The sequence below is a fragment of the Microbacterium sp. SL62 genome (genome assembly GCF_026672635.1).
Classification (GTDB): domain Bacteria; phylum Actinomycetota; class Actinomycetes; order Actinomycetales; family Microbacteriaceae; genus Microbacterium; species Microbacterium testaceum_A.
Genome location: NZ_JAPPRM010000001.1, coordinates 331,740 through 358,034, shown reverse-complemented (window position 1 = coordinate 358,034; position 26,295 = coordinate 331,740). Strand labels below are relative to the sequence as shown.

The 26,295-nt window shown below is 71.2% G+C and carries 28 protein-coding genes and 1 tRNA gene; 20 read left to right on the top strand and 9 right to left on the bottom strand.

Annotated elements, in window-relative coordinates:
* The first annotated feature begins 76 nt into the window (after positions 1-76).
* The 11 genes from OVA26_RS01585 to OVA26_RS01535 all read left to right on the top strand — a co-directional run bounded on the left by OVA26_RS01585 (position 77) and on the right by OVA26_RS01535 (position 12,319).
* Positions 77-1,165, top strand: a complete 1,089-nt coding sequence (locus OVA26_RS01585) for a Gfo/Idh/MocA family protein (RefSeq protein ID WP_268102670.1) — start codon at positions 77-79, stop codon at positions 1,163-1,165.
* A complete protein-coding gene (locus OVA26_RS01580) occupies positions 1,162-1,896 on the top strand; it encodes a hypothetical protein (RefSeq protein ID WP_268102669.1) in 735 nt (244 codons plus the stop codon). The genes OVA26_RS01585 and OVA26_RS01580 overlap by 4 nt, the downstream gene beginning before the upstream one ends.
* Before the next feature lie 275 nt (positions 1,897-2,171).
* Positions 2,172-3,188 carry a VOC family protein gene (locus OVA26_RS01575; RefSeq protein ID WP_268102668.1) on the top strand — a complete coding sequence of 339 codons (1,017 nt, stop codon included), beginning with the start codon at positions 2,172-2,174 and terminating at the stop codon, positions 3,186-3,188.
* Positions 3,189-3,222: 34 nt separating this feature from the next.
* Positions 3,223-4,179: a fumarylacetoacetate hydrolase family protein gene (locus OVA26_RS01570; RefSeq protein ID WP_268102666.1), complete on the top strand. Its 957-nt coding sequence runs from the start codon at positions 3,223-3,225 to the stop codon at positions 4,177-4,179.
* Positions 4,176-5,165: a cyclase family protein gene (locus OVA26_RS01565; protein ID WP_268102665.1), complete on the top strand. Its 990-nt coding sequence runs from the start codon at positions 4,176-4,178 to the stop codon at positions 5,163-5,165. The genes OVA26_RS01570 and OVA26_RS01565 overlap by 4 nt, the downstream gene beginning before the upstream one ends.
* A 35-nt stretch (positions 5,166-5,200) precedes the next feature.
* Positions 5,201-6,334, top strand: a complete 1,134-nt coding sequence (locus OVA26_RS01560) for an FAD-dependent monooxygenase (protein ID WP_268102664.1) — start codon at positions 5,201-5,203, stop codon at positions 6,332-6,334.
* Positions 6,331-7,368: an amidohydrolase family protein gene (locus tag OVA26_RS01555; RefSeq protein WP_268102663.1), complete on the top strand. Its 1,038-nt coding sequence runs from the start codon at positions 6,331-6,333 to the stop codon at positions 7,366-7,368. The genes OVA26_RS01560 and OVA26_RS01555 overlap by 4 nt, the downstream gene beginning before the upstream one ends.
* Positions 7,365-8,336 carry a fumarylacetoacetate hydrolase family protein gene (locus OVA26_RS01550; protein WP_268102662.1) on the top strand — a complete coding sequence of 324 codons (972 nt, stop codon included), beginning with the start codon at positions 7,365-7,367 and terminating at the stop codon, positions 8,334-8,336. The genes OVA26_RS01555 and OVA26_RS01550 overlap by 4 nt, the downstream gene beginning before the upstream one ends.
* Complete coding sequence (locus tag OVA26_RS01545) at positions 8,333-9,085, top strand: SDR family NAD(P)-dependent oxidoreductase (protein ID WP_268102660.1); 753 nt, start codon at positions 8,333-8,335, stop codon at positions 9,083-9,085. The genes OVA26_RS01550 and OVA26_RS01545 overlap by 4 nt, the downstream gene beginning before the upstream one ends.
* A gap of 129 nt (positions 9,086-9,214) precedes the next feature.
* Complete coding sequence (locus tag OVA26_RS01540; protein WP_268102659.1) at positions 9,215-10,708, top strand: MDR family MFS transporter; 1,494 nt, start codon at positions 9,215-9,217, stop codon at positions 10,706-10,708.
* Between the two features lie 21 nt (positions 10,709-10,729).
* Positions 10,730-12,319, top strand: a complete 1,590-nt coding sequence (locus OVA26_RS01535) for a GMC oxidoreductase (RefSeq protein ID WP_268102657.1) — start codon at positions 10,730-10,732, stop codon at positions 12,317-12,319.
* 4 nt (positions 12,320-12,323) lie between these two features.
* On the opposite strand, the gene OVA26_RS01530 is transcribed toward OVA26_RS01535, so the two are convergent.
* Positions 12,324-13,409: a Gfo/Idh/MocA family protein gene (locus OVA26_RS01530; RefSeq protein ID WP_268102655.1), complete on the bottom strand. Its 1,086-nt coding sequence runs from the start codon at positions 13,407-13,409 to the stop codon at positions 12,324-12,326.
* Positions 13,382-14,089 carry a ThuA domain-containing protein gene (locus OVA26_RS01525; protein WP_268102654.1) on the bottom strand — a complete coding sequence of 236 codons (708 nt, stop codon included), beginning with the start codon at positions 14,087-14,089 and terminating at the stop codon, positions 13,382-13,384. Before OVA26_RS01525 ends, OVA26_RS01530 begins: the two co-directional genes overlap by 28 nt.
* A gap of 131 nt (positions 14,090-14,220) precedes the next feature.
* On the opposite strand from OVA26_RS01525, the gene OVA26_RS01520 reads away from it, so the two are divergent.
* The 4 genes from OVA26_RS01520 to OVA26_RS01505 all read left to right on the top strand — a co-directional run bounded on the left by OVA26_RS01520 (position 14,221) and on the right by OVA26_RS01505 (position 16,123).
* Positions 14,221-14,610 carry an ester cyclase gene (locus OVA26_RS01520; protein ID WP_268102652.1) on the top strand — a complete coding sequence of 130 codons (390 nt, stop codon included), beginning with the start codon at positions 14,221-14,223 and terminating at the stop codon, positions 14,608-14,610.
* 121 nt (positions 14,611-14,731) lie between these two features.
* Positions 14,732-15,016: a hypothetical protein gene (locus tag OVA26_RS01515; protein ID WP_268102651.1), complete on the top strand. Its 285-nt coding sequence runs from the start codon at positions 14,732-14,734 to the stop codon at positions 15,014-15,016.
* Positions 15,013-15,450 carry a BLUF domain-containing protein gene (locus tag OVA26_RS01510; protein WP_268102650.1) on the top strand — a complete coding sequence of 146 codons (438 nt, stop codon included), beginning with the start codon at positions 15,013-15,015 and terminating at the stop codon, positions 15,448-15,450. Before OVA26_RS01515 ends, OVA26_RS01510 begins: the two co-directional genes overlap by 4 nt.
* A 40-nt stretch (positions 15,451-15,490) precedes the next feature.
* The gene (locus OVA26_RS01505; protein WP_268102648.1) at positions 15,491-16,123 is read left to right on the top strand and encodes a Pr6Pr family membrane protein; all 633 of its coding nucleotides are present in this window, start codon (positions 15,491-15,493) and stop codon (positions 16,121-16,123) included.
* Here OVA26_RS01505 and OVA26_RS01500 read toward each other — a convergent pair.
* Entirely contained in the window at positions 16,118-16,807 is a 690-nt protein-coding gene (locus OVA26_RS01500; RefSeq protein ID WP_268102646.1) for an SGNH/GDSL hydrolase family protein, read from the bottom strand. The two genes, OVA26_RS01505 and OVA26_RS01500, sit on opposite strands and share 6 nt — an antisense overlap.
* A gap of 20 nt (positions 16,808-16,827) precedes the next feature.
* Positions 16,828-17,412, bottom strand: a complete 585-nt coding sequence (locus OVA26_RS01495; protein WP_268102645.1) for a YdeI/OmpD-associated family protein — start codon at positions 17,410-17,412, stop codon at positions 16,828-16,830.
* Between the two features lie 125 nt (positions 17,413-17,537).
* Here OVA26_RS01495 and OVA26_RS01490 point away from each other — a divergent pair, with 125 nt between their 5' ends.
* Positions 17,538-17,894 carry a hypothetical protein gene (locus OVA26_RS01490; RefSeq protein ID WP_268102643.1) on the top strand — a complete coding sequence of 119 codons (357 nt, stop codon included), beginning with the start codon at positions 17,538-17,540 and terminating at the stop codon, positions 17,892-17,894.
* 219 nt (positions 17,895-18,113) lie between these two features.
* Positions 18,114-18,875, top strand: coding sequence for an SDR family NAD(P)-dependent oxidoreductase (locus OVA26_RS01485; protein WP_268102641.1), 762 nt, complete (start codon positions 18,114-18,116; stop codon positions 18,873-18,875).
* Positions 18,876-18,888: 13 nt separating this feature from the next.
* Here OVA26_RS01485 and OVA26_RS01480 read toward each other — a convergent pair whose 3' ends face one another.
* From OVA26_RS01480 to OVA26_RS01470, 3 genes are all read right to left on the bottom strand, one after another.
* Positions 18,889-19,428, bottom strand: coding sequence for a DUF6611 family protein (locus tag OVA26_RS01480; RefSeq protein WP_268102640.1), 540 nt, complete (start codon positions 19,426-19,428; stop codon positions 18,889-18,891).
* 291 nt (positions 19,429-19,719) lie between these two features.
* Complete coding sequence (locus OVA26_RS01475) at positions 19,720-20,130, bottom strand: hypothetical protein (protein ID WP_268102639.1); 411 nt, start codon at positions 20,128-20,130, stop codon at positions 19,720-19,722.
* A gap of 194 nt (positions 20,131-20,324) precedes the next feature.
* Positions 20,325-20,395 (bottom strand) — tRNA-Gly (locus OVA26_RS01470).
* A gap of 241 nt (positions 20,396-20,636) precedes the next feature.
* Here OVA26_RS01470 and dcd point away from each other — a divergent pair.
* Positions 20,637-21,242, top strand: a complete 606-nt coding sequence (dcd, locus tag OVA26_RS01465) for a dCTP deaminase (protein ID WP_268102638.1) — start codon at positions 20,637-20,639, stop codon at positions 21,240-21,242.
* Positions 21,243-21,300: 58 nt separating this feature from the next.
* Here dcd and OVA26_RS01460 read toward each other — a convergent pair whose 3' ends face one another.
* Positions 21,301-22,065, bottom strand: a complete 765-nt coding sequence (locus tag OVA26_RS01460; RefSeq protein WP_268102637.1) for a hypothetical protein — start codon at positions 22,063-22,065, stop codon at positions 21,301-21,303.
* A 108-nt stretch (positions 22,066-22,173) separates the two neighbouring features.
* Between OVA26_RS01460 and OVA26_RS01455 the strand changes: the two genes are divergently transcribed.
* On the top strand, positions 22,174-22,695 hold the full coding sequence (locus OVA26_RS01455) for a MarR family winged helix-turn-helix transcriptional regulator (RefSeq protein WP_268102636.1): 522 nt from the start codon (positions 22,174-22,176) through the stop codon (positions 22,693-22,695).
* 18 nt (positions 22,696-22,713) lie between these two features.
* Here OVA26_RS01455 and OVA26_RS01450 read toward each other — a convergent pair whose 3' ends face one another.
* Positions 22,714-24,084 (bottom strand): MFS transporter, encoded by a 1,371-nt coding sequence (locus OVA26_RS01450; protein WP_268104848.1) that lies wholly within the window; start codon positions 24,082-24,084, stop codon positions 22,714-22,716.
* Positions 24,085-24,212: 128 nt separating this feature from the next.
* On the opposite strand from OVA26_RS01450, the gene OVA26_RS01445 reads away from it, so the two are divergent.
* Positions 24,213-25,967 carry a DEAD/DEAH box helicase gene (locus OVA26_RS01445; protein WP_268102635.1) on the top strand — a complete coding sequence of 585 codons (1,755 nt, stop codon included), beginning with the start codon at positions 24,213-24,215 and terminating at the stop codon, positions 25,965-25,967.
* Positions 25,968-26,295 lie beyond the last annotated feature (328 nt).

Here is a 26,295-nt window from a genome sequence, read left to right as displayed (position 1 = left end):
GCCGGAATCGCGAGATCTATGGTTCATTAGTTCCTAACTTCGGCGCATTTCGTACTGAAGTGGCGAGGGGGCCGGCATGACGTGGGGCGTGGGCATCATCGGCTCGGGGCCGGGAGTGGCGGCGCTGCACGCCCCTACCCTCGCCCGCACCGACGGGGATTTCCGGCTCGTTCACGTCAGCGACGCGGGGAGCGGGCGCGCCGCGCTCATCGCGGGGCGCTTCGGTGCGCGGGCATCGTCGGGCGTCGACGAGCTGCTCGCCGATCCCGATGTCGACGTCGTGGCCGTGTGCAGCCCGCCGTCGCTGCACGCCGAGCACGTCCGCGCGAGCCTGGCCGCGGGGCGCCGGGCGATCTTCTGCGAGAAACCGCTCGCCGACACCGCCGACGAGGCCGATCGTCTGGTCGCCGAGTGCGCCGCGGTCGGCGCGCTGCTCGTCGTCGGCACGAACCACCTGTTCGATCCCGCGTGGGTGCGGGCGACGCATCACCTGAGTGCGCTCGACGGGCGGATCTCGGCGGTGACGGTGACCCTGTGCCTCTCGCCGAACGATCGGTACCACGCGGTGACGATGGGCGAGCCGCTCCCCGCGGGTGCACCCGCGCGCCGCCCGCCGATCGACCTCGACGACCCGGAGCAGAGCGCCGCGATCGTGCGCCAGCTGGTCGCCGGTCTCGGCGTGCACGATCTGCCCCTCGTGCGCGATCTCGTGCCGGGTTCGACCGAGCTGGTCTGGGCGCGACCCGTGTCGCCCGTGGGCTTCGACCTCGCGGTGCGCGCCGACGGCGCCCTCGTGCGCTTCACGACCGTGATGCTCACCGAGGGGGCGGACTCGCTGTGGCGTGTCACCGTTCTGACCGCCGGCGCCGGGGTCGAGGTCGAGTTCCCCCCGCCGTTCGTGCACGTCGGCGGGGCGCGCACGACGGTGCGCGACGCGCAGGGCGTGCAGACCGTGTACCCGATCGATCGTCGCGACGGCTACGAGGCGGAGTGGCGCGCGCTCGCGGCGCTGCTGCGCGGAGAGGCGGCGATGGAGTACGACGAGCTGCGCGCCGACGCCGCGTTCGTGCTGGCGATCGCCGACGGGGCGGCGTCGGCCGTGCGGGCGGGGGCGCGCGAGGGGGACGCGCGGGACGGTGCCGAGCGCGAGGGGGCCGCACGATGAGCGCGCTCGAGGTGCGGACCGACCTCGCCGCGTACCGCGCGGCGGTGGCCGAGCTCGCGCCGCTCGTCCGGCTCGGCCGGGGCGCCGACGCCATCCGTGTGGTCGAGGGGCGCGGCGCCTGGTGGGAGCGCCTGGTCGACGCGGCGGCGTTCGTCGTCGACGAGCCCGACCCGGCCCCCGCCGAGGTCCATGCGCGAGTGGCGGCGATCGGCGTTCCGGTCGCCGTCGTGCGCCGACGCCTGCGCCCCGACATCGTGGCGGATGCCGGCGCCGAGCCCCTCGCCCCACGGCACATCGTGGTCGACGCCTGGGGAGGGCGAACGGATGCCGCGGCCCTTCTCCGCGACGCGCTCGGGTGGGCGCGGGTGCTGGCCGGCGGCCCGCTGAGCGTCGTCGATCGCGCCGACACGGCGGCGGCCACGACCCTGGCCCTGCGCGGGGCGGACGGCATCGGCGCGAGTGTCACCCTCGCGATCGGCGGCGGGGTGGGCGGCGCGCTGGTCGCCTCGGCGCTGGGCCCGCGCCGTCTCGAGGTCCGCGTCGACAGCGCCTCGCCGCTCGCCGAAGTGGCGTTCGACGACGAGAACGGCCGCCGCATCCGGCCTGCCCGACGGGAGTCGCCCGAGCGTCTCGCGCTCCGGCGAGTCTTCGATGTCGTCGCGGAGGGCGCCGTTCTGAGCGACCTCCAGGAGCTGTCGGCGGACGACGCGGTCATCTCACCGTCTTCCTGATGAACCGCTCGCGCCGACCGGCCGCTCGCGCCGGACCATGTCCCACTTATGGCGGGTTGCAGGCTCCTCAACCGACCATAAGTGGGACATGCACTACCAAAAGTGGGACGAGCCATGCGCGAACCCGCGTTCGGGCCCTCCGCGCTCGCGGCGAGCGGCGGGCAGATAACTCACGCCGATGCCCGGCATCCACAGAATCGGATTCCCTGATATCGACTTCAGTCGGATAGTGGAAGAAGAGCCGGAACGACCCGTCTCACCCGAAAGGATCGAAGATGATCAAGCTTCTCTCTCATCTGTCGTTCGTCGCGATCACGACTCCGGATGTCGAGGCGTCGGTGGACTTCTACGTCAACCAGGTCGGACTGACCGAGGTCGCTCGCGAAGACGGCCGCGTCTACCTGCGCTGCTGGGGTGACTACTACGCGTACTCCGTGGTCGTCGCGCAGGGCGACGAGCCCTCGCTCGAGACCATGGCCTGGCGCACCTCGTCGGCCGAGGCGCTCGAAGAGGCCGCGAAGCGCGTGCAGGCCGCCGGCATCGAGGGCGAGTGGTTCGAGGGCCGCGGCATCGGCCGTGCGTTCCGCTTCACCGGACCCCAGGGTCACAACATGACCCTGCACTGGGACGTCGAGCGTCACCGCGCCGAGCCGCACACCGCCTCGATCTACCCCGACCGTCCCGAGAAGCGCAGCCCCGTCGCCGGTGCCCCGCGCCAGCTCGACCACGTTACGGTCGCAGCCAAAGACGTCGACGCGTTCGTGCAGTGGTACGTCGACACGCTCGGTTTCCGCTTCATGGCCCGCACGGTGCTCGACGAGGCGCCCATCTCGGTCTTCTCGGTGCTCACCACCAACGAGAAGTCGCACGACCTCGGCGTCGTGCTCGACGGCTCGAGCCGCGCCGGCCGCATCAACCACTACGCGTTCTGGGTCGACACCCGCGAAGAGCTGCTCATCGCCGCCGACACCCTCATGGAGAACGGCGTGCCGATCGAGTACGGCCCCAACATCCACGGCATCGGCGAGCAGACCTTCCTCTACTACCGCGAGCCTTCGAGCCTGCGCATCGAGCTGAACACCGGCGGGTACCGCAACTACGTGCCCGACTGGGAGGCGAACACCTGGAAGCCCTCGCTCGGCTCGAACAACATGTATCGCAACGGCGCCATGCCGATGTCGATGACCGAGTCGTTCCCGCCCGCCGATGGCCCCAGTGCCACCGAAGAGGGTGTGCCCGACGAGATCAAGGACGCCCTGCTCAACCCCTACGCCGTCCAGGGCCGGGGCTGAGCGTCGATCCCGGTCGGGGAAAGTGAGCACCATCATGACGACCGCACCCTTCGCGCTCGCGCGCTTTCGAGAGGCGGATGCCGTGCGCATCGGCCTCGTCGCCGGAGACCGCATTCGCGCGCTCACCGCTGACGAACTGGGTGGGGGTCTGAACGCGTTCCTCGCCGACCCCGACTGGGATCGCCTCGAAGCCCTCGCCTCGGCTCAGGACGAGGCGCCGGGGGAGTGGCGTCCGCTCTCGGACGTCACCCTCACGGCGCCCGTCGAGCCGCGGCAGGTGCTGCAGACCGGGGCCAACTACCGCGAGCACGTCATCCAGCTCGTGGCGGCGGGCCTGACGCAGAACACCGACCGCACGCCCGAAGAAGCCCACGCGTTCGCTGCCGAGATGATGGACGAGCGCGCCCGCAGCGGCGAGCCGTACTTCTTCATCGGGCTCACCGCGTGCGTGGTCGGCGACGACGTGCCGCTGGTTCTGCCCGCCTACAGCGAGGTGCACGACTGGGAGCTCGAGCTCGCCGTCGTCATCGGTCGCGAGGCGTTCCGCGTCTCGCGTGAGGAGGCGCTCGACCATGTCGCCGGCTACACGATGGTCAACGACATCACCACGCGCGACCTCGTGTTCCGAAAGGACATGAAGGAGATCGGCACCGACTGGTATCGGGCGAAGAACGCCCCCGGCTTCTTACCGACCGGTCCGCTGCTGGTGCCCGCGCGCTTCGTCGACCCCGCCGACACCGCGGTGCGCCTCGAGCTGAACGGGCAGGTGATGCAGGATGCCAACACCTCCGACCTTCTGTTCGGCGTCGCGGCCCTCATCTCGGCGGCGTCGCAGACCCACCCGCTGCTTCCCGGCGACCTGCTGCTGACCGGCAGCCCCGCCGGCAACGGACAGCACTGGAAGAAGTTCCTGCGCGACGGCGACGTCATGACCGGGACCATCGGCGCGCTCGGCACGCAGGTCGTGCGGTGCGTCGGGGAGGGGTCGTGACCGCTCCCTCCGAGAACCCCGCCGACCTGGACCGACAGAACCCCGAAGCCGAGATCGCGCTGCGGGCCGAGGCGTTCCGCAACTGGGGGCGCTGGGGCGACGACGACGTGCTCGGCACGCTCAACTTCATCGACGACGACATCCGTCGCGCCGCCGCGGCCCTCGTGCGCGAGGGGCGGTCGATCTCGCTGTCGCAGCCGTTCGACACCGACGGCCCGCAGAAGGGCTGGCGCCGCCGCACCAACCCCGTGCACACGATGACCGACACCGGAACCGACGCCGAGCGCGGCAACCAGGGCTTCCCGCACGGCATCGGCGGCGCCGACGACGTCATCGCGATGCCCCTGCAGTGCTCGACGCAGTGGGACGGCCTCGGCCACATCTTCGACCACGGCTACGCGTGGAACGGCCGGCGCGCGGGCGACGTCGTCACCAGTGACGGCGACCTGATCACGGGTATCGAGCACGCGGCATCCGTCATCGTCTCGCGCGGCGTGCTGCTCGACGTCGGCCGTCACCTCTCGCCCGAGGGCGAGCTCGCCGACGGTCACGCCGTCACCGTCGCCGACCTCGAGGCGTGCGCCGCCGCGCAGGGCGTCGAGGTGCGCCGCGGCGACATCGTGCTCGTGCGCACCGGCGCCTACACCCGCGCTCGCCGCGACGGCTGGGGCGATTACGCAGGAGGCCCCGCGCCCGGTCTCTCGCTCACGACCGCCGGCTGGCTGCACCGCACCGAGATCGCCGCGATCGCCACCGACACCTGGGGCTTCGAGGTGCGGCCGAACGAGTTCGACGTGCCGGCGTTCCAACCGCTGCACCAGGTCGTCATCCCGAACCTGGGCCTCACGATCGGCGAGATGTGGGACCTCGACGAGCTGGCCGAGGCGTGCGCCGCGGCCGGTCGCTGGGAGTTCCTTCTCTCGGCTCCGCCGCTGCCCATCACCGGAGCGGTGGGTTCGCCGGTGAACCCCGTCGCTCTGCTGTAATTCCTTCACCGTCCCCAGAACAGAGAGGTTCTGACATGACCGCCGTTCAGAAAGTCGCGATCGCCGGAGCCGGCGTCGCGGGCCTGGCCACCGCCATCTTCCTCGCGAAGGAGGGCGTCGAGGTCGATCTCTACGACGCGCAGCCCGCGCTGTCGACGCGCGGCTCGGGCATCACCCTGCAGGGCAACGCCCTGCGCGTCTTCGACGAGCTCGGCGTGTGGGACGAGGTCGCCGCCGCCGGCAAGGCGTTCGAGGGGCTCAACCTGCGTGCCCCCGGTCCCGGCGCCCCCGTCGTCGCGGCCCTGCCCGACCTCAAGACCGGCGGCCCCGACTACCCCTCCACGATGGGCATGTCCCGCCCCGACCTCGCCCGCATCCTGCTCGCGGCTGCCGAGGGCCACGGTGCCCGCGTGCACTTCGGTACGCGCGTGACCGGCGTCACCCAGACCGACGACGGCGTCGCCGTCGAGGTCGATGGAGAGCCCGCGGGCACCTTCGACCTGCTGGTCGGCGCCGACGGCCTGCACTCGGCCGTGCGCGAGATGATCGGCATCCACGTCGACCCCGAGCAGACCGGCATGGGCATCTGGCGCACCTTCGTGTCGCTTCCGCCCGACGTCGACCGCAGCGAGCTGTACTACGGCGGACCGATGTACATCGCGGGCTACACGCCCACGGGCGACGACACGATGTACGCGTTCCTCGTCGAGGCGGCGCAGGACCGCTCGCACGTCTCGCCCGAAGAGGCTCGACGCATCATGGTGGAGCAGTCGCGCGCCTACGACGGTCCATGGAACCACATCCGTGCCGACATCGAGGCGGGAGCCGACGCGAACTACACCTGGTTCACCCGCCACCTCGTCGACGCCCCGTGGAACCGCGGCCGCGTCGTCGTCATCGGCGACGCGGCGCACAGCTGCCCCCCGACGATCGCCCAGGGCGCGGCTCAAGGACTCGAAGACGCGGCGGTGCTGAGCGAGCTCCTCGTGACTCGGGATGCCGTGAACCAGGCGCTGTGGGACGAGTTCCACGAACGCCGCGTGGCACGCGCCAAGGCGATCGTCGACGCCTCGGTGCAGCTCGGCCAGTGGCAGCTCGACGGCGTCCGCGACGCCGACATGGGCGGCCTGATGTTCGGTGTCGCACAGCTGACGGCGGCCCGAGCATGAGCCTCTCGACAGGCGGCTCCGCCCGCGCCGAGGTCACCGACGTCCACGCCCACCTGCTCATGCCGGGGCTGCACGCCGAGGTCGAGCGGCGCGTGCCCGACGAGGTGCAGGCCGCGGCCGACCTCGAACTCCGTCGCAACGGACTCGCGAGCCTGCAGGCCTCGGGTCGCATGATCGGCGAGCGCTTCCCGAAGCTGACGTCGGTCGAGGCGCGCCTGGCCGCGATGGACGAGCAGGGCGTCGACCGGCAGTGGGTGAGCCCCTCGCCGAACCACTTCTACCCGTGGGCGAACGAGGGGCTCGCGACCTGGACGACCGGCGAGGCCAATCGCCTCATCGCCGAGCACGTCGCGCACGCGCCCGACCGGCTCGTCGGTCTCGGCACCGTCCCGTTGCAGCACCCGCACCTCGTGGTCGACGCGCTCGACGACGCGGTGCTCGGTCGCGGGCTCGCCGGGGTCGAGATCTCGTCGTTCGCCGGCGATGTCGAACTCAGCGACGAGCGGCTCGAACCCTTCTGGGCGCGGGCGGCGGAGTTGCGCGCGTTGGTGTTCCTGCACCCCTTCGGGTGCTCGCTCGACGAGCGCCTCGACCGGTTCTACCTCTCGAACACGGTCGGCCAGCCCACCGAGAACGCCGTCGCGCTGTCGCACCTCATCTTCGCGGGCGTGCTCGATCGGCATCCGGGACTCCGCCTGATCGCGGCGCACGGGGGCGGATATCTGCCGACGGCGATCGGTCGCTCGGACCGGGCGTGGAAGGTGCGCCCCGAGGCGCACGGCTGCTCTCACGCACCCTCGAGCTACCTCTCGAAGATCTGGTTCGACACGGTCGTGCACGACGAGCGGGCGCTGCGCTGGCTGGTCGAGGCGGTGGGCGCCGACCGGGTGCTGCTCGGCAGCGACTTCCCCTTCGACATGGGCCTCGACGACCCCGTGGCCTTCGTGCGCGGCGCGGGTCTGGCCGAGTCCGAGGTCACCGGCATCTTGGGCGCGAACGCCGCGGAGCTTCTGCGAACTCGGGTGCACGCGTGAGGATCGCGCGCTGGGCCGATGGTGCCGACATCGGCGAGGGGTTCGTCGACGCGGATGCCGTGGTGCCCTTCCCCGATGGGCTGCGCGTAGCCGAGGTGCTGGCGCAGGGGCTGACCGCGCTCCCGGCCCTGTTCGCCCGACGCGCCACCGACGCCGCGCGGCCTCTCGCCGAGGTGCGCCTGCTCGCGCCGCTCGTGCCCGCCTCGATCCGCGACTTCGTGGCCTTCGAGGAGCACGTCGAGGGCGTCAGCGCCTCCGTCGACGGCAAGAGCGAGGTCGTGCCCGAGTGGTACGAGGCGCCGACCTTCTACTTCACCAACCCGCACACCGTGCGGGCGACGGGCGACGTGATCGCGATCCCCGAGACGCAGCGCCTCGACGTCGAGCTCGAGCTCGCCGTCGTGATCGGCGGGGTGGCCGGTTCGGCTGGAGAGAACCTGGATGCCGCGACCGCGGCGACCCACATCTTCGGCTACACCGTCATGAACGACTGGTCGGCCCGCGACCTGCAGTCGCGTGAGATGAAGGTGCGGCTGGGGCCCGCCAAGGGCAAGGACTTCGCGATGACGCTCGGGCCGTGGATCGTCACGGCCGACGAACTCGAGCCCTTCCTCGACGCCGACGGCTTCCTCGCGGTGCGGGCCGAGCTGTTCATCAACGGCGAGCTGATCGGTCACGACCTCGTGTCGAACATGGGGTGGCCCTTCCCCGAGCTGGTCGCCTACGCGGCCCGCAACTCAGTGGTCGTCCCGGGCGATGTGCTCGGCTCGGGCACGGTGGGCAACGGCGGGTGCCTCGGCGAGCTGTGGGGCCGCCGCGGCGGGCTCGACCCGCGGCCCCTCGAGCCCGGCGACGAGGTGCGCCTGGTCATCGAGGGCGTGGGCGCGGTCGTCAACGTCGTCGGCGAGCGCGTTCCCGCCCCGCCGATCCCGCGCGCGCGGGTGAGGTCGAGGGCGCGCTCGCGATGAGCACGCCCGGGATCACCGGGAACCTCTTCGTCGTCACCGGCGCCGCGGGCGGGCAGGGGGCGGCGGAGGCGCGGACGATCGCCCGGCAGGGCGGTCGGGTGATCGCGGTCGACCTCGCCGACGAGGCCCCGGAGCTGCACGGGGTCGAGGCGATCGCCTCCCGCCGACTCGACGTGACGTCCGAGGCCGACTGGGCGGCCCTCGCCGCCGATCTCGCGGGCGAGCCCGTACGCGGTCTCGTCAACAACGCGGGCATCACGCACCGCGCGCGCATCGGCGCGATCGAGCGCGCCGATTGGGACCGCGTCTTCGCGGTCAACGTCACGGGGGCGATGCTCGGCATCCAGGCGCTGCTTCCCCTGATGCATGCCGGCTCCTCGATCGTCAACATCGGCTCGGTGGCGGGACTCACGGGGCACTACACGGCGGCGTACACGGCGAGCAAGTGGGCGCTGCGGGGACTCACTCACGCGAGCGTCACGGAGCTCGGGCCCCGCGGCATCCGGGTCAATCTCGTGCACCCCGGCTTCATCGACACGGCGATGACGGCGAGTGCTCCGCCGGCCTTCCCGGCGGCGAACGAGGGCGTCATCCCCCTCGGCCGCGCGGGAGAGGTCGACGAGGTGGCGGGCATCGTCGCGTTCTTGCTATCGGATGCCGCGGCCTTCATCACCGGAGCGGAGATCGGCGTCGACGGGGGCCAGGCGTTGTCGGGGGCGGCGACGGTGGTCTCCCGAGCCCTTCTCTAATGTTGATTATCGACATAAGTCGGGTAGAATGAGAGCGACGTCGGGGCCCTCGGGTCCGTTCGCCCGGTGAGGGAGCCGGAGCGGCACACACGGTCGCGTCGATCGCTCGGTCGTACGAGCGCCCCACGCATGACTCTCTCTCCCGCGCGGCTGCGGATCCTCGTCGCCGCCCTCCTGTCGGTTTCGTTCCTCGGTGCGCTCGATCACACGGTGGTCTCGACCTCGCTCGCCACGATCGCCGGCGACCTTGGCGCGCTCGAGCAGATGAGCTGGATCATGGTCGGGTACACGCTCGCCGCGACCGCGATGCTCCCCGTGCTCGGCAAGCTCGGCGACGTCGTCGGGCCCCGGCGCGTGTTCCTCGTGTCGCTCGTGACCTTCCTCGCGGCCTCGCTCGTGTGCGGCTTCGCTCCCGACCTCGGCTGGCTGATCGCGGCGCGTGTGCTGCAGGGGCTGGGGTCTGCGGGCCTGCAGTTGATGTCGCAGACGATCATCGCGCGCGTCACCAGCCCGCGGCAGCGTCCGCGCTACATGGCGATCATCGGGGCCGCGTTTCCGGTCGCCATCGTCGTGGGGCCCGTCGTCGGCGGTCTCATCACCGACTTCTGGGGCTGGTCCTGGGTGTTCTGGATCAACCTCCCGGTCGGGGTGGTGGCGCTCGCCCTCGCGATGATCGCCGTGCCGCGCCTGCCCGGTGGAGCGCATCCGCGTTTCGACATCCCCGGGGCCGTCGTCTTCACGGCCACGCTGCTCGCCCTCGTGCTCGCGGTGACCTGGGCGGGCGACGAGACGCTGCGCCCCGCGGCGATCGTCTGCGCGGTCGCGGTGGTCGTCGGCATCCCGGTCCTCGTCGTGATCGAGCGGCGGGCGGCCGAGCCGATCCTGCCGCCGCGCATTCTGCGGCACCGCACGATCCTCGTGTGCCTCGGGCTCTCGCTCGTCGTCGGTGCGGGACTCTTCGCAATCGTCGCGTACGTGCCCACCTACATCCAGATGGCCTATCGCGCCACGGCGACCGTCTCGGGGCTCGTCCCCATCGCGACCGTGCTCGGCATGCTCGTCAGCAGCCTGCTGACCGGCTGGCTCGTGAGCCGCTCGGGCCGCTATCGCGCCTATCCCGTGATCGGAACGGCCCTCGGTGCCGCCGGTCTCGCCGCGATGGCCGTGCTGCCGGTGGGAATGCCGCTGTGGGTGCCGATGCTCGTCATGGCGCTCGTCGGCGTCGGCACGGGGTCGTTCACGAACCTCATCTTCGCGGTGGTGCAGAGCGCGGCCGCGCGCTCCGACCTCGGGGCCGTCACCGCCACCACCAACCTCATGCGTCAGATCGGCTCGACCGTGGGCACCGCCGTCGTCGGCGGGATCGTCGGCTTCGGCGTCGCCGCAGCGCTCCCCGCGGGGCTCGACGCGGCCACCCTCACCCCGGCACTCGCGCGTGTAGCCGATCCCGCTGTGCAGAACGAGATCGCCGTCGTCTACCACGACGTCTTCGCGCCCGTCTTCCTCGGCCTCGCCGCCGTCTACGTGTGCGGCGTCGTCATCGCCCTGCTGCTGCCCCCGGGGCGCCTGTCGGACGACACGCCCGCGCCCGCGGTATCCGCCCCCGCCCGTCAACCCGCCTGAGCGGCTTTCGAAGGAGAGACCATGACCGCCACCCCCACCATCGCCGTCGTCGGCAGCGGGCCCATCGGTTCGACCTATGCCCGGCTGCTGCTCGAGGCGCTCCCCGACGCGCGCGTGATCATGTTCGAGGCAGGACCTCAGGTGACCGAGCGCCCGGGCGAGAGCGTGCGCAACATCACCGACCCCGACGAGAAGGCCCGCGCCCGCGAGAGGTCGCAGGGCCCGCAGGCCGGCTCGTTCCGCGAGTCGCTCGGCATCCCCGCAGGGGTGGTCGTGGAGGGGATGTTCACCGCGCGACAGGGCACGCACCTGCTCGACTTCGGGGGGCCGGGTTCGGCGCACGCCGAAGCCTTCCCCGCCGCGGCCTCCGCCACCAACGTCGGCGGCCAGGGCGCGCACTGGACCTGCGCGATCCCGCGTCCGGCGTTCAGCGAGAAGCTGCCCTTCCTCGCCGACGACGAGTGGGAAGACCTCATCGGCACCGCCGAAGGCCTGCTGCACAAGCAGAGCGCGGCCTTCTCGGACTCGCCGGTCGGGGCGGCGATCCGCACCCTGCTCGACCGCGAGTTCGGCGCCGAGCTGCCCGAGGGCTACGGCGTGAGCACCCTGCCGGTCGCGGGCGACCCGCAGCCCGACGGCACCATGCGTTGGGCCGGGGCCGACACCGTGCTCGGCCCGCTCATCGAGCCCGGAACCGACACCGCGGCGCGCTTCGAGCTGCGCGATCTCACGCTCGTGCGCCGCGTCGAGCACGACGGGGCGCGCGTGCGCGGGGTGGTGGTCGAAGACCTCCGCACCCGCGAGGAGTCGTTCGTCGAGGCGGATGCCGTGGTGGTGGCCGCCGACGCGTTCCGCTCCCCGCAGTTGCTGTGGGCCTCCGGCATCCGTCCCGCCCCTCTCGGGCGCTACCTGACCGAGCATCACGTGGTGATCAGCACCGTCGCCCTCGACGCCGAGCGCATGAGCGCGCTGGTCTCCGACGAGGAGTTGGAGGCGGAGCTCGCCCGCCGCGCCACCAACCCCGCCGACCCCGTGGCCGCGGTCAACCGCATCCCCTTCTCGGAGCCCGGCCACCCCTACTCGGCGCAGATCATGTACGCCGAGACCCCGCCGTTCCCGCTCCCCGTCGACCACCCCGCGGCAGCGAGCCGGTGGGGATACGTCAACATGGGCTTCGGCACGCGCAAGTTCCCGCGCGTCGAAGACGGCGCCGTCTTCAGCGACGACGAGCTCGACTACCGCGGCATGCCGAACTTCACGATCGAGTACGCCCTCACCGACCGCGAGAACGCCGAGATCGCCGAGGCCACCGAGCGCCTGCGCCGCGCCGGCCAGGCGCTGGGCTCGTTCATCGCCGAGCCACGCCTGCTGCCCAACGGCTCGAGCCTGCACTTCATGGGCACGATGCGCGCGGGCACCGACCCCGCGACCTCGGTGGCCGATCCGTACTCGCGCGTGTGGGGCTTCGAGAACCTCGTGGTCGGCGGCAATGCGCTCATCCCCACCGCGAACACGATGAACCCCACGCTCACGAGCGTCGCGATCGCCGTGCGCGGCGCGCGGCAGCTGGCCGAGCAGCTGCGTGCGGTGCGCAGTGGGGCGCGCGTCTGATCGTTCAGCGCCAGCGGTCGCGCGGCGTCAACGGCACGAGCGGTGGAATGGCGGGCGTCGTGCGCAGGTCGATCCGTCGACCCTCGCGTGCCGACAGCGGGAGCGCCGTCACGATCTCGGTGACGTGCAGGGCGATCTCGCCGCTCGCCCGCCCGTGGCCCCGCACCATGTCGACGAGGCCGACCCCTCGCCCCGCCCCCACGTACCCCGCGGTCACCGGCAGGGCGACCCACCCGTCCGAGCCGACGGCGTGATGACGCACCTCGCCGTCGAAATCGTTCGGGTCGGGGACGGCCAGCGACCCGGCTTCGCCGTGCACCTCGATCGGTGCCGCCGTGGTCCCGCCCGCGTCGAAGCTGAACGTCACGCTCGACAGGGCGCCGTTGGCGTGCCGGAGGGTGCCGGTGACGTGGGTGTCGACCTCGACGGGGATGCGCTCGCCCGCGCGCGGCCCCGACCCGATCTCGCGTTCGATGCGGCCACGGGACACTTCTCCGCTGACCGACACGACCGGACCGAGCAGGTGCACGAGAGAGGTCAGGTAGTACGGCCCCATGTCGAAGTGCGGCCCTCCGCCCTCGCGGTAATAGAAGTCGGGATTCGGATGCCAGTGCTCATGGCCCGGCGAGACCCAGGTCGCGCTGGCCGCCGTCGGCCGACCGATGAGGCCGCTCTCGATGGCCGCCCGGGCCGTCTGGACCCCCGTGCCGAGCACCGTGTCGGGGGCGCTCCCGACGGCGACGTGGGCGGCCGTGGCATCCGCCATCACGCGCTCCGCGTCGGCGAGCGTCGTGGCGAGCGGCTTCTCACCGAACACGCCCTTGCCCGCGGCGATCGCGGCGCGAGCGATCTCGGCGTGCGCGGCGGGGACGGTGAGGTTGATGACCACGTCGACGTCGTCCGCGGCGAGCAACTCGTCGACGCTGAGCGCGCGGGCCGAGGGGAGCGCCTCGGCGACCCCGGCCGCGCGATCGGCGCGCAGGTCGGCGACGGCGACGATCCGGACGGCGGGATGATCCCTCAGGGTGCGGAGGTATTGGTCGCTGATGACCCCGAGGCCGATCAGCCCGATGCGCGTCGGCTCGTCCACAGCAGTCCCCTCTCGATGATGGTTCGCACGTGCGGGTCGTTCAGAACGCCGGGGTCGTGACCGGGCGTCGCGACGAAGACGCGCCCCCGCCCCCATTCGCGCGTCCAGACCGCGGGCGAGACGACCGGGCGGTGCCACGGCTCGTCGACGCGCACCGGATTCGTGGTCGTGGCCAGCACGTCGTTCAGGTCGTCGTGCAGCACCCAGTACTGCTCTGTGACGAGGGGGAAGGCGTCGATCCCGCTCGTGATCTCGTGCGTGCGCCCGAGGTCGGTGATCTCGATACGGTGCTCGACGAAGGCGTCGGTCGCCGGATCGGTGCGATCCCCCGGGTCTTTCCGGGGGTGCGCGGCGAACTGCCCGCCCACCAGCTGCAGGTACGCGGCGTCGTGGCGGTACGAGTCGACGATGCCGCCGTGCCACCCGGCCAGACCCGTGCCCGCGGCCACCGCCGCGCGGAGACCTTCGATGCTCTCGGCGTCGGCCTCGCTCATCGTCACGGCCTGGACGACGAGGTCGACACCGCTCATGACGTCGGCGTCGGCGTAGATGCGGGGGGAGTCCTCGATCCGCACCTCGAAGCCGTTGCTCCGCAGGAACGGCAGGAACATCTCGGTCGTCTCGACGGGGTGGTGGCCGTCCCACCCGCCGCGCACGATCAGCGCCGTTCGTGACGTCATCGTCCCTCCTCCGCTCCGGACGCCGGCCCCGGCTTCCGCATCGACGCCTCACGCTACCGTCGGGCGCCGACATCGCCCAGGGCTCTGCGCGAACGGGCCGAGCCCGTGGCATCCCGTCCGATAATGGAGCTGTGGAGGTCTGGGAGACGCGCGAGTGGTTCGCCGACTACCTCGAGGCGCTCAACCGCCACGACCTCGAAGCGGTCCGCGAGCTGCTGCACCCGGCCGTGCGTCGTGCGCACCTTCCCGCGGGCGCGGAGGCCTGGATCGCCGACCTCGCCGAGCTGTGGCACGGCTTTCCGGATTGGCAGTGGAAACGCATCCAGCTGATCGTCGAGGACGACCGTCTGGCGGTGCACCTGCGGGGCGGGGGAGCGCACACGGGTTCGTTCGGCCACGTGAGCCCGACCCGTCGGCGGGTGAACATCGCGTCCTTCGCCATGTACCGCCTCGAGCGGGGCCGGATCGTCGAGGCGAGCGGTACCGACGATCCCGCGCAGATCCTTCTCGCTCTCGACTGAGTCGGAGCGCGTGCGGTCGGCTCTATCGTGGCGAGCGATCTGTCAAGGGCGGCCGCATGTCGGGGGGTCCGGGTACGGTCGCTCTCGCCCGTTTCCATCCCGGGTAGAGAGAGGGGCGACCATGGTGTCTCACGACCGCCCCGGCGCCGGAGTCGTCTGGGCTCGCGTCGAAGACGGCTTCCACGTCGGCAGCAGGAACGGTGTGTTCCTGGGGTACATCGACCGCCAGACCGGCGGCGCGTTCCTCGCGTACGACGGTCGTTCGCGCCTCGTCGGCCGCTTCGACGCGCTCACCGCCGCCATGGCCGCCGTGACCAATGATCAGCCCCCGCAGGACGCCGAGATCACCCTCCGCGAGGTGCGGGTCCCCGCGCCGCGGTCGATCGACGGCGAGAAGGCCTCATGAGCTCCGACCTCGTCTCCATCTCGTACGTCAGCGCGGCCGCCGAGCCGTTCGACGACGACCGGCTGCACGACCTGCTAGCGCAGAGCCGCCGCTCGAATCACGAGCACGACCTCACCGGCATGCTGCTGTATCGTCGCGGACGCTTCTTCCAGGTGCTCGAAGGGCCGCAGGATGCCGTGGACGAACTCATGACGAAGATCCGTCGCGACCCGCGCCACACCGATGTTCGCGTGCTGCTCACGGAGCACATCGACGACCGTCGATTCACCGAGTGGACGATGGGGTACGAGCCGATCGGGATCCCCACCGCGCCTGCTCCCGAGGGCTTCCGCGACACCTTCGACGATCTCGAGGCTGACGACGAGGACGCGAGCATCCGCGCCGTGCGCGAGCTCACCGTGTGGTTCCGCGCGCGCACCGCGGGCGACGACTGACGCAGAGGCTTCCACGGGTCGGGCGCGGTAGCGTCGCGGGGTGACCTCCCACCCCGCAGACTCTCGCCGACGCGCCCGCTCGGTCGCCCGCGTCGTGGCCGGCGTGGGCGTGCTCGGGGTCGTGCTGTTCGCGTACGGGCTGCGCATCGCCGCGGGCGACCCCGACTTCTTCGACTTCTTCGGGTACTTCACCAACCAGACGAGCAGCCTGACGGCGCTCGTGCTGATCACCGTGGGTGCCCGGGGCGCGATGGATCGGGCCGTCCCCGTCGTGCTCGCTCTCGCGTGGGCGATCGGGGCGGCCTGCCTCATCGTGGTCGCCGTCGTCTACAACGGTCTCGTCCCGGGGACGGGGTCGGCCCCGCCGTGGGTGAGCGCGGTGCTGCACCTCATCTTCCCGCTGCTCGTCGTCGTCGACTTCGCCACGGCTCCCGATCGTCCCCGACTCGCGTGGCGCCACCTCTGGTGGGTGCTGCCGTACCCCGTGGCGTGGGTCGCGGTCGTCCTCGCGCGCGGCGCGACCGACGGATGGGTGCCCTACGGCTTCCTCCTGCCCGAGCGGGGTCTCGCCTCTCTCGTTCTGCACGTGGTCGGCATCCTGGCTCTGCTCCTGCTCGCGGCCACGGTAGTCTGGGCGCTCGGTCGTCGACCCCGACGCGCCCCGTCGTCATAGCGGCGGGTCGAGGGCGCGGAGCGCGGCATCCATCCGCTCCGCCATGTACGCGTACCCGGTGTCGTTCGGATGCAGGCCGTCGGCGGCCATCCAGCTGTCGGACGAATCGGCGTAGTGACCGTCGAGCCAGTGGCTGGCGCCCGCGATATGGTCGGCGCCGATCCGCGCGGCGGCGTCTTCGACCCACCCCGCGATGACGTCGACCGACGCCGGGCGGTCCGCGGTGTACCAGAAGGGCTCGACGACGACGATGCGCGCGTCGGGCACGCCCTCGCGCAAGCGCTCGAGGTCGCTGTCGATCGTCTCGCGGATGCGGTCGGCGGCGCGGTCGTAGCTGAAGTTGTCATTCAGGCCCATCGTGACGAAGACGAGGTCGGGATCGTCCGCGATCACCTGGGAGGGGATGTCGTCGAGGCCCGGCCCCATCGAGGCGCGGCGGTTGACGAACCCCAGGCCGTTCTCGCTGCGGTTGATCTCCTGCCACCCGCGCTCGGCCGAGACGATCGTCGACCAGCGCTTGTCGTTTGCGCTCGCACCCGTGCCGCGCGTGTACGAATCGCCGTAGAACGACACGACCGGGCCGGTCGCGGCGGGGGCCGGTGCCGCGGTCGGGGCCGCGCACCCCGAGAAGACGAGGAGGAGGGATGCCGCGGCGACCGGGCCGAGGAGTCGTCGCGCACGCATGACCCCATTCTCGGCGGCGTTCAGTGCTCGGGGGCCGGGGGAGCCGATTCTGCGGAGAGGCGTTCGACGTGGCGTGCGATGCGCGCCGCACGGGTGGCCGGCGTCGCCGCCGTGACCACGGGGTGCAGGACGGAGTAGCGCTCCGCCTTCGTCAGGGCGTCGAAAGCGCGCGCCGCGTCGGGGACGGCGTCGAGCGCCGCGCGCAGATCGGCCGGCACCTCGATCGCCGCGGAGCCCTCGTACGCGCGCTCCCAGCGGCCGTCGGCGTGGGCGCGGGCGATCTCGTCGGCCCCGCGCGGGCGCATGCGGCCCTCGTCGGTGAGGCGTGCCACGTGATCGACGTTGCGTTTCGACCACATCGAGCGGACGCGGCGCGGGGTGAAGTGCTGCCGGAAGGTGGCGGCATCCCGAGACTGCTTCCGCCCGTCGATCCACCCGCTGCAGAGGGCCTCGTCGAGGGCCTGGGCGTAGGTGAGGGACGTGGGCGAGGTCGTGCCCTTCTTGGCGAGCACCAGCCATACGCCGTCGCTGGTGTCTTCGTGGGTGTCGAGCCACGACCGCCATCGTGCGGCGTCGTCGACGGTCAGTTCGGGGGCTTCAGGCATGATCGCGGTCCTTTCCGACGCTCCCCCGGACTTTAGCGTGGACCCCCGACATGCCCGCCCTATCGGAGCGGGCGCCCCACGGCAACCGGCCCCCGCCGACGTGCTCGAGAGGAGATCATCGCTGAATGCGCAGTGTGACCTATGCCGGTGAGACCGTGACCACGACCGACGACGTGGCGGAGGCTCTGGTTCAACTGACGGCGTCGATCGCCGCTGAGGGGCAGGCGGAGGCCGTGAGCATCCCGATCGTCACCGACGGCGGCCAAGAAGAAGCCGAGCTCGTCATCGGCGTCGGCAACGACGTCCTCAGTGCTCCGGCCGACTGGACGGGTGACGAGCCCGACTTCTCGTGGGCGGCGGAAGAGCTGCGTCAGCACAAGCGCTTCCCCCAGGCACCGGCCATCGCCGTCGAGCAGCCGAGCGAAGACGCCAACCCCGACGCGTTCTGGGACCCCGACCTCGACGGGTTCACCCGCGCCTGAGCGGCTCGCCCCTCGCCGGGCCGTTTCCTCGCGACCATCGACCCCCGCACCCCGCGGGGGAGCTCGTCAAGCCCGCCCCCGCTCCCGCGCTCGGACGTAGCGTGAGTCATCCGCACCGGACGCGACCGGTTCATCGCCCCGGTGCGTGAGCCCCGGACAGTTCGGGCGGCCCGCCGTTTCGCGGTGCCGCCCGGACGCTCGTACCGGGAGGATGGGGGCATGCTGTACTCCCTCGTCACCGGCGCCTCGCGCGGGATCGGCCGGGCCATCGCCGTCGCCCTCGCATCACGCGGCGACCGCGTCGCCGTCCACTACGGCCACGACCGCGCCGCCGCCGAAGAGACACTCGCCCTGCTCCGCGGAGACGGGCATCTGCTCGTCGGCGGCGACCTGTCCGACCCGGCGACGGCGGAGCGCGTGGTCGGCGACGTCCTCTCGGCGCTCGGACGCATCGACGTCCTGGTCAACAACGCCGCGATCGCCCCGAGCCCCGAGACCTTGCACCCGATCGCGACCGTCGACTACGCCACCTGGCATCGCACGTGGGAGCGGATGGTCGACGTCGATCTGCACGCCCCCGCGAACATGGCCTTCCTCGTCGCGCGATCGCTGATCGAGCGGGGCCTGCCGGGGTCGATCGTGAACGTCGGCTCGCGCGGCGCCTTCCGCGGCGAGCCGGAGTTCCCCGCCTACGGTGCGGCGAAGGCGGGCCTGCACGCGATGGGCCAATCCCTCGCCGTCGCGCTCGCGCCCCACGGCATCGCGGTCACGAGCGTCGCCCCCGGCTTCGTCGGCACCGACCGGCAGCAGCAGAAGCTGACCGGGGCGGAGGGTGACGGCATCCGGGATCAAAGTCCCTTCGGTCGCGTGGCCACGCCCGAAGAGGTGGCGGATGCCGTGGTGTACCTCAGCGCGCCCGGCTCGCAGTGGGCGTCGGGAACGATCCTCGATCTGAACGGCGCCTCGCACCTGCGCACGTGACGGCGGGCACGAGTCAGGATCCCGCCGGACGCACTGCGGTCATGTGCTCCACGAGCGTGGTGGGAGTGCGCCTTGGCGCGGGCGACAGTGCCGTGTAGACGTCGCCCCAGGTGAGCAGCAGGTGCGCGCGGCTCCCCGTCGCGGCAGTCCATCGTCCGGCCTCGTCCAGTCGCTCCGCGTGATCGCGCAGCGGTGAGGCGTCGGTCATCCACGCGCCCGCGCCACTGATGTGCCACGACTCGCGCACGCGACGAGCGAACGGTCGACTCCGCCACACCAGCCATGCCCACGGTCCGAGCCACACGGCCGCGCCGAGCGCCACGCTCCACGAGACGGAGGCGGCGTGGTGCACGACGACGGCTGCGGCGATCCCGCCGAAGAAGCCGACGGTGGGCCAGATGACGGCGGCGTTCCAGGCGAGCCGCTCCTCGGGGGTGCCGTTCGGGGGGAGCACCCGCAGGTGCTCGACGACGAGCCCGTGTCCGCTCAGCCGACGTTCGTACGAGCCCCAGGTGCCGCTGACGTGAGAGGGGGAGCCGGTGTTCGATCGCACGCAACGATGGTGCGCTCACCCGATCCGCCCCGCGAGGATCCTCACGATACCCATGCGGCAGGCGTAGCGCGTCCGAGTCGTGCACACCGGCGAACAGCCGTCTCCACAGCTGTGGATAACTTTGTGGAAAGTGTGTGTGGAAACCGGCACCGCCTGTGCAAACAGGTGTGGATAAGCCCGGGATTCGTTAACGTGTTCGAAACTACACGCGCGTAATTCCGCGGAGTGGCGGGTCGACTTGGGCGCTTCGCCCTGTGGAGAATCGCCGACCGGATGCCACCGCCTCGGGTCTCAGCCCATCACGCTGCCGAAGATCCTCGCGGCGCCCACAACGCACATCGCGACCCAGAACAGCGTCCACGCCAGCAACGTGTAGCCCCAGATCGCCTCACCCACGCTCATTCGACCGCGGCGGAAGCGGACACCGAGTGCCGCTCCGACGATGAGCACGATCGCGACCACGGCCGCGACGACGGGCTGCTGCCACACGACCAGCAGAGGAAGGGCGAAGATGATCGCCAGCGCCGCAGCGGTGTAATTCACGCCGGACGACTGCGCCTGCACGACCTGCAGAGCGATGACGGCCACCACGATGAGCGCGATCGCGACGACCTGCAGCCACCCGAGCGCCTTCACCCAGAACGGCAGACCCGGCCTCTCGATCCCCGCGGCATCCGTTCGATCTTCCGAGATCCCCGTCATGACGTCCCCCTTCGTCGGTCCCCACCCTGGCGGGTCGCGGCGACGGGACGGGGAGGGGTTGACGGGCGGAGGCGCGGCAGCTTCGCGGCGCGCGGAGCCTCTGGCGGCGTGGGCCCACCCGCTGCGGCTTCGTTTCCTACGGCACCCACGCAAAAGGCCCGCCACACCGCCGATGGCGGTGAGTCGGGCCTTTGAGGGGCTGACGGGAATCGAACCCGCGCTATCTGCTTGGGAAGCAGAAGTTCTGCCATTGAACTACAGCCCCGTGCGCCGTGCGGCGACCGGGCCAGCATAACAGCGTCTGCGCGGCATCCCCGATGACCGCGCGATCCTCACCTGGGGTCGGCGCCCTCGAAACCGCACGAGATTCGCGAGGACGCACGTGTTCGTCGCCCTTCGGGTGCGGTCTCGTCGAACGAGTGCGACCTCGGCGCGACACCACTCCGCCGCGCCGCCCGTCCCGGAACCCGACACGCGCGACGCGGCCCCGCCCCTAGGCTGGGGCCGTGCTGCTCTCCGATCGCGACATCCGGGCCGAACTCGATGCGAAGCGCCTCGGCCTCGAGCCCTTCGACCCGGCCATGGTCCAGCCCTCGAGCGTGGACGTGCGTCTGGACCGGTACTTCCGGTTGTTCGACAACCACAAGTACCCCTTCATCGACCCGGCCGAGGATCAGCCCGAGCTCACCCGCCTCATCGAGGTCGATCCGGACGAGCCGTTCATCCTTCACCCGGGCGAGTTCGCACTCGGTTCGACGTTCGAGCGCGTGAGCCTGCCCGACGACGTCGCCGCGCGCCTCGAGGGCAAGTCATCGCTCGGCCGGTTGGGTCTGCTGACCCACTCCACCGCGGGCTTCATCGACCCGGGCTTCTCGGGTCACGTCACCCTGGAGCTGTCGAACGTCGCGACGCTGCCCATCAAGCTGTGGCCCGGCATGAAGATCGGCCAGGTCTGCTACTTCCGGCTCACGTCGCCGGCCGAGAACCCCTACGGCTCCGGCCCCTACGGCAACCGCTACCAGGGACAGCGTGGACCGACGGCCTCGCGGTCGGCGCTGAACTTCCACCGCACCGACGTCGGCTCCACTGACGCGGGGTCGGCGGGACGCTGACGATACGACGACGCGGCGGGCTCCCGAGGGAGGTCCCGCCGCGTCGTCTTTTCGCTCATCACTCGGATGCCGCGGACTCGCGCCCACGGATGAATCCGGCGTCGAAACCGCGCTCGTAGGCGCGCTCCGCCGCGCGGTGTCCGCGCTCGTGCCGGTGGCCGGGGTGGCCGTGGCGGTGCTCGCCGTGCGCGGCGGAGCCGTCCGCGGCTGCGTGGTCGCCGTCGGGCCAGTGCCCCTCGGTGTGTCCGCCGTGGCGGGGTCCGAAGCCGTGGTGGGCGTTGCCGCCGCCACCGCGTCGGTGGTCGCGCTCGCCGCCGCCGAAGCGGGGGCCGCCGCGCATGCCGGGGCCGAATCCGCGGCCCGAGCCGGGGCCGAACGGGCCGGGACCAAAGCCGAACCCGCGGGGTCCCCGCGGGCGTGCCGTCTCGGCGTGCTCGTCGAGCCCGAGGGCGGCGGAGATCGCGTCGAGAGCGGCGTTCAGGCGCTCGATCTCGTCGGCCGGGACCTGGGAGAGAAGCACCTGGCGGTCGGCATCCACTCGATCGAGGATCTGACGACCCTCGTCGGTGAGCGTCCAGCCGTCGCCGGCGGGGGCGATCCATCCCCGGTCGGCGAGGGCGCTGATGCGCTTTCCGCCGCGGGCGATGCGGTCACTGATCCACGGGGCGTCGAGGCGCCCGTCGATCACGGAGAGGACCAACACGGTCTTCGGGTGCAGGTCGCTGTCGCGCATCTGTGCGAACAGGCGGTGGTGCAGCGCGTGGCCAACCGTCGTGAGGCGGTGGGCGAGGCTGCGGGGATCTGAGGGTGTGGGGGTGTTCATGGAGGGGTCCTTTCGTCGGCGGTCGATCCGTCATTGCATGTCATGTGACAACGAATGTACTGTGACATGTATTCCTGATGCTTGTCAAGCGACATGTAAAATCTCCCCATGTCCACCGACCCCGCCGACGAGATCGCCGCCGCCCTCGGGCGCCTGCGTGGACGACGACCGCGGCCGCCCTTCGCGGGTGACGGCCATCACCACCCGCACGGTGAACACGGCGGCGGGCACGGGGGACCGTGGGGGCGGGGCGCTCCGCCCTGGGTCGCCGATCCCGCGCATGGGCGCTTCGGCGGTCCCGCGCGGCTGCGCATGCTCGACGCGTTGATCGCGGCATCCGGGTCGCTGTCCGTCAGCGAGATCGGCGAAGCCGTCGGCGTTGATCAACCCCGCGCATCGCGACTCGTGCAGCAGGCGGCGCAGATGGGACTGGTCGTGCGCGAGCCCGACCCCGACGACGCCCGCCGCACGCGTGTGCGCCTCACCCCCGAGGGGGAGGGGCTCGTATCCGGTTTCCGCGGACGTCGACGGGATGCCGTGCGCTCCGCGCTCGAATCCTTCACCGACGCCGAGCGGGTGGAGTTCGCGCGTCTGCTGGCGAAATTCGCCGACTCCTGGCCGCGCGACTGACGTCGTTCTCCCGGCGGATCAGACGATGACGGCCGGCTTCCCCTTCACCGGGATGAGCAGCAGCAGCCCCGCGCCGAGGATCAGCACGATGCCCAGGATGCCGAGACGCGTGTCGCCCGTGATGCCCACGAACAGGGCGAATAGCCCGGGAGCGAGGAACGACACGGCGCGACCCGTCGTGGCGTACAGACCGAAGATCTCACCCTCGCGCCCCTCAGGAGCGACGCGGGCGAGGAAGGACCGGCTCGCCGACTGGACGGGGCCGACGAAGGCGCACAGGCCGAGGCCGGTGATCCAGAAGGCGCCCTGCGACGTCCCGATGAAGAGGACGGCCCCGCCGAGCACGATGAGTCCGATCAGTGAGATGACGATGACGCGCTTCGGGCCGAACCGATCGTCGAAGCGGCCCGCGACGAACGTGCTCACCCCCGCCACCACGTTCGCCGCCACCGCGAAGTACAAGACCTGCGTCGAGCTGAAGCCGAACACCTGCGCGGCGATGATCGCGCCGAAGGTGAAGACGCCGGCGAGCCCGTCGCGGAAGACGGCGCTGGCCACGAGGAAGAGCAGTACCTCCCGGCTGTCGCGCCAGAGCGAACGCAGCGTGCCCCACAGCACCACGTAGGAGCGGAAGAAACCGACCCGCACCTGGCGGCTGCGGGCGGGGATCTCCGGAACGCGCAGCAGCACCGGGATCGCGAACGCCCCGAACCAGAGGGCGGATGCCAAGACGGCGAGGCGGATGTTCCATCCACCCTCCTTGGTCATGGCGAGGAGCCCACCGGCATCCGGATCTCCGAAGCTCTGGATGAAGAGCACCAGCAGCAGAAGAAGCAGCACGATGCCGCCGACGTAGCCCATTCCCCAGCCGAAGCCCGAGACACGGCCGATGTTCTCGCGCGTGGAGACCTGCGTCAGCATCGCGTAGTAGTTGACGCTCGCGAACTCGAAGAAGACGTTGCCGACCGCGATCAGGGTCGCGCCCAGCACGAGGAACCCGGGGGTGCCCTCGACGAACACCATCGCCGCCATGGCCAGCACGACGAGACCGGTGTTGATGCCGAGCCAGAGCTTGCGGCGGCCGGTTCCATCGGAGCGCTGACCGAGCACCGGGGCGACCAGGGCCACCACGATCCCCGCGATCATCAGCGCGACACCCACGAGGGTCGCGTTGTCGGCGAGGGCGCGCACGAGGGCCGGGTCCTTGTCGTTCCCGTTCGCGGCGGCCACGATCCTCGGGTCGACGAAGAGCTGGCTGGCCAGGTACGTGCTGAAGACGAAGGTCGTCACGACCGCGTTGAACGCCGCCGACCCCCAGTCCCAGAGGGCCCAGGCGATCACCGGTCGGCGGTCGGTGGCGGGGGCTGCGGTGGTTCCGGGGGAGGACATGTCGGTCACGCTAGGGTCCTTCGGTGAACGCCCGGTACGGCCGGGGAGGCAGCCGCGCCGTCGTCGGCGCGCGGGTTCAGGTTAGACCCCGGCCCGCGCGAGAGCGCGGAGGAGACTACCGTGGAGTCATGGCATCCGAAACCCCCGTCGACTCCGCTGAAGCCGAGACCACTCCCGAGAAGCTCACCTTCGCCGATCTGGGACTGGATGCCGCTGTGCTCAAGGCCCTGAAAGACGTGGGCTACGAGACCCCGTCCGCGATCCAGGCGGCCACGATCCCCGTACTGCTGCAGGGCCGCGACGTCGTCGGCCTCGCCCAGACCGGAACCGGCAAGACCGCCGCCTTCGCGCTGCCCGTGCTGTCGCAGATGGAGACCGGTCACAAGAACCCGCAGGCCCTCGTGCTCGCGCCCACCCGCGAGCTCGCTCTGCAGGTGTGCGAGGCGTTCGAGAAGTACGCCGCGCACATCAAGGGCGTCTCGGTGCTCCCCGTCTACGGCGGCCAGGGCTACGGCCAGCAGCTGTCGGCCCTGCGCCGCGGCGTCGACATCGTCGTGGGCACCCCCGGCCGCATCATGGACCACCTCGACAAGGGCACCCTCGACCTGAGCGAGCTGAAGTACCTCGTGCTCGACGAGGCCGACGAGATGCTCAAGATGGGCTTCGCCGAAGACGTCGAGACGATCCTCGCCGACACCCCCGCGACTAAGCAGGTCGCGCTGTTCTCGGCGACCATGCCCGCGCAGATCCGTCGCATCTCGGCGCAGTACCTCAACGATCCCGAAGAGATCACGGTCAAGACCAAGACCGCGACCTCGACCAACATCACCCAGCGCTACCTGATCGTGTCGTACCAGCAGAAGATCGACGCCCTCACGCGCATCCTCGAGGTTGAGAACTTCGAGGGCATGATCGTCTTCACCCGCACCAAGAACGAGACCGAGACGGTCGCCGAGAAGCTGCGTGCCCGCGGCTACACGGCCGCCGCGATCAATGGCGACGTGGCTCAGGTGCAGCGCGAGCGCACGGTCAACCAGCTCAAGAGCGGCAAGCTCGACATCCTCGTCGCCACCGACGTGGCCGCGCGCGGTCTCGACGTCGACCGCATCAGCCACGTGGTCAACTACGACCTGCCGATCGACACCGAGTCGTACGTGCACCGCATCGGCCGCACGGGCCGTGCCGGACGCACGGGAGATGCGATCAGCTTCGTCACGCCGCGCGAGCGCCGCATGCTCACCGCGATCGAGAAGGCCACGCGCCAGCCGCTGACCGAGATGTCGCTGCCGAGCGTCGATGACGTCAACGCCACGCGCCTCACGCGCTTCGACGACGCCATCACCACGGCTCTCGAGGACACCGCCGCGATCGCGACGTTCCGCGACGTGGTGGCCCACTACGTGTCGCACCACGACGTGCCCGAGGCCGACGTGGCCGCGGCCCTCGCCGTGGTCGCCCAGGGTGACACCCCGCTGCTGCTCGAGGCCGAGGCCTTCCGCCAGCAGCGGTTCGACAACGACCGCCCCGCGCGCGACTCCGGTTCTCGCGAGGGAGGATCCCGCGACGGCGGTCCGCGTCGCGACTCCTCGGGTCGCTTCGCGACGTATCGCATCGCGGTGGGTCGTCGTCAGCGCGTCGAGCCTCGTCAGATCGTCGGCGCCCTCGCGAACGAGGGTGGTCTGCGCCGCAACGACTTCGGTGCGATCCAGATCCGTCAGGACTTCTCGCTCGTCGAGCTGCCCGTCGACCTGTCGAACGACACGATCGACCGCCTCGCCGACACCCGCATCTCGGGCCAGCTCATCGACCTGCGCCTCGACCAGGGCGGTCGTTCGGCCAAGCGCAGCGACCGGCCGCAGCGCCGCGATCGCGACCGCGACTGAGTCCACGGCATCCGTTCGACGCCCCCGTACCCCGGTGAGGGTGCGGGGGCGTCGTGCGTGGTGGGATGGCGGGCGCCTTCAGGCGGACCATGTCCCACTTTTGGCTGCCTGGGGTGCGCGTGGGCCGCCCATTTTGGGACATGGTCTGCGCAGATGGGGACATGGGTGGAGGGATGCCGTGACACCGCGCTGCGCAGAAGAGCCCGGGGCCGCGCGGGGGGCGGGCGCACGGGCAACCGAGCTAGGCGGCATCCGGAAGTTGAGCCAATCCATATCAAGTCGCCTTGACCTCGCGAACGGGCTCCGATAACCTTGAGTCATCGCGGCT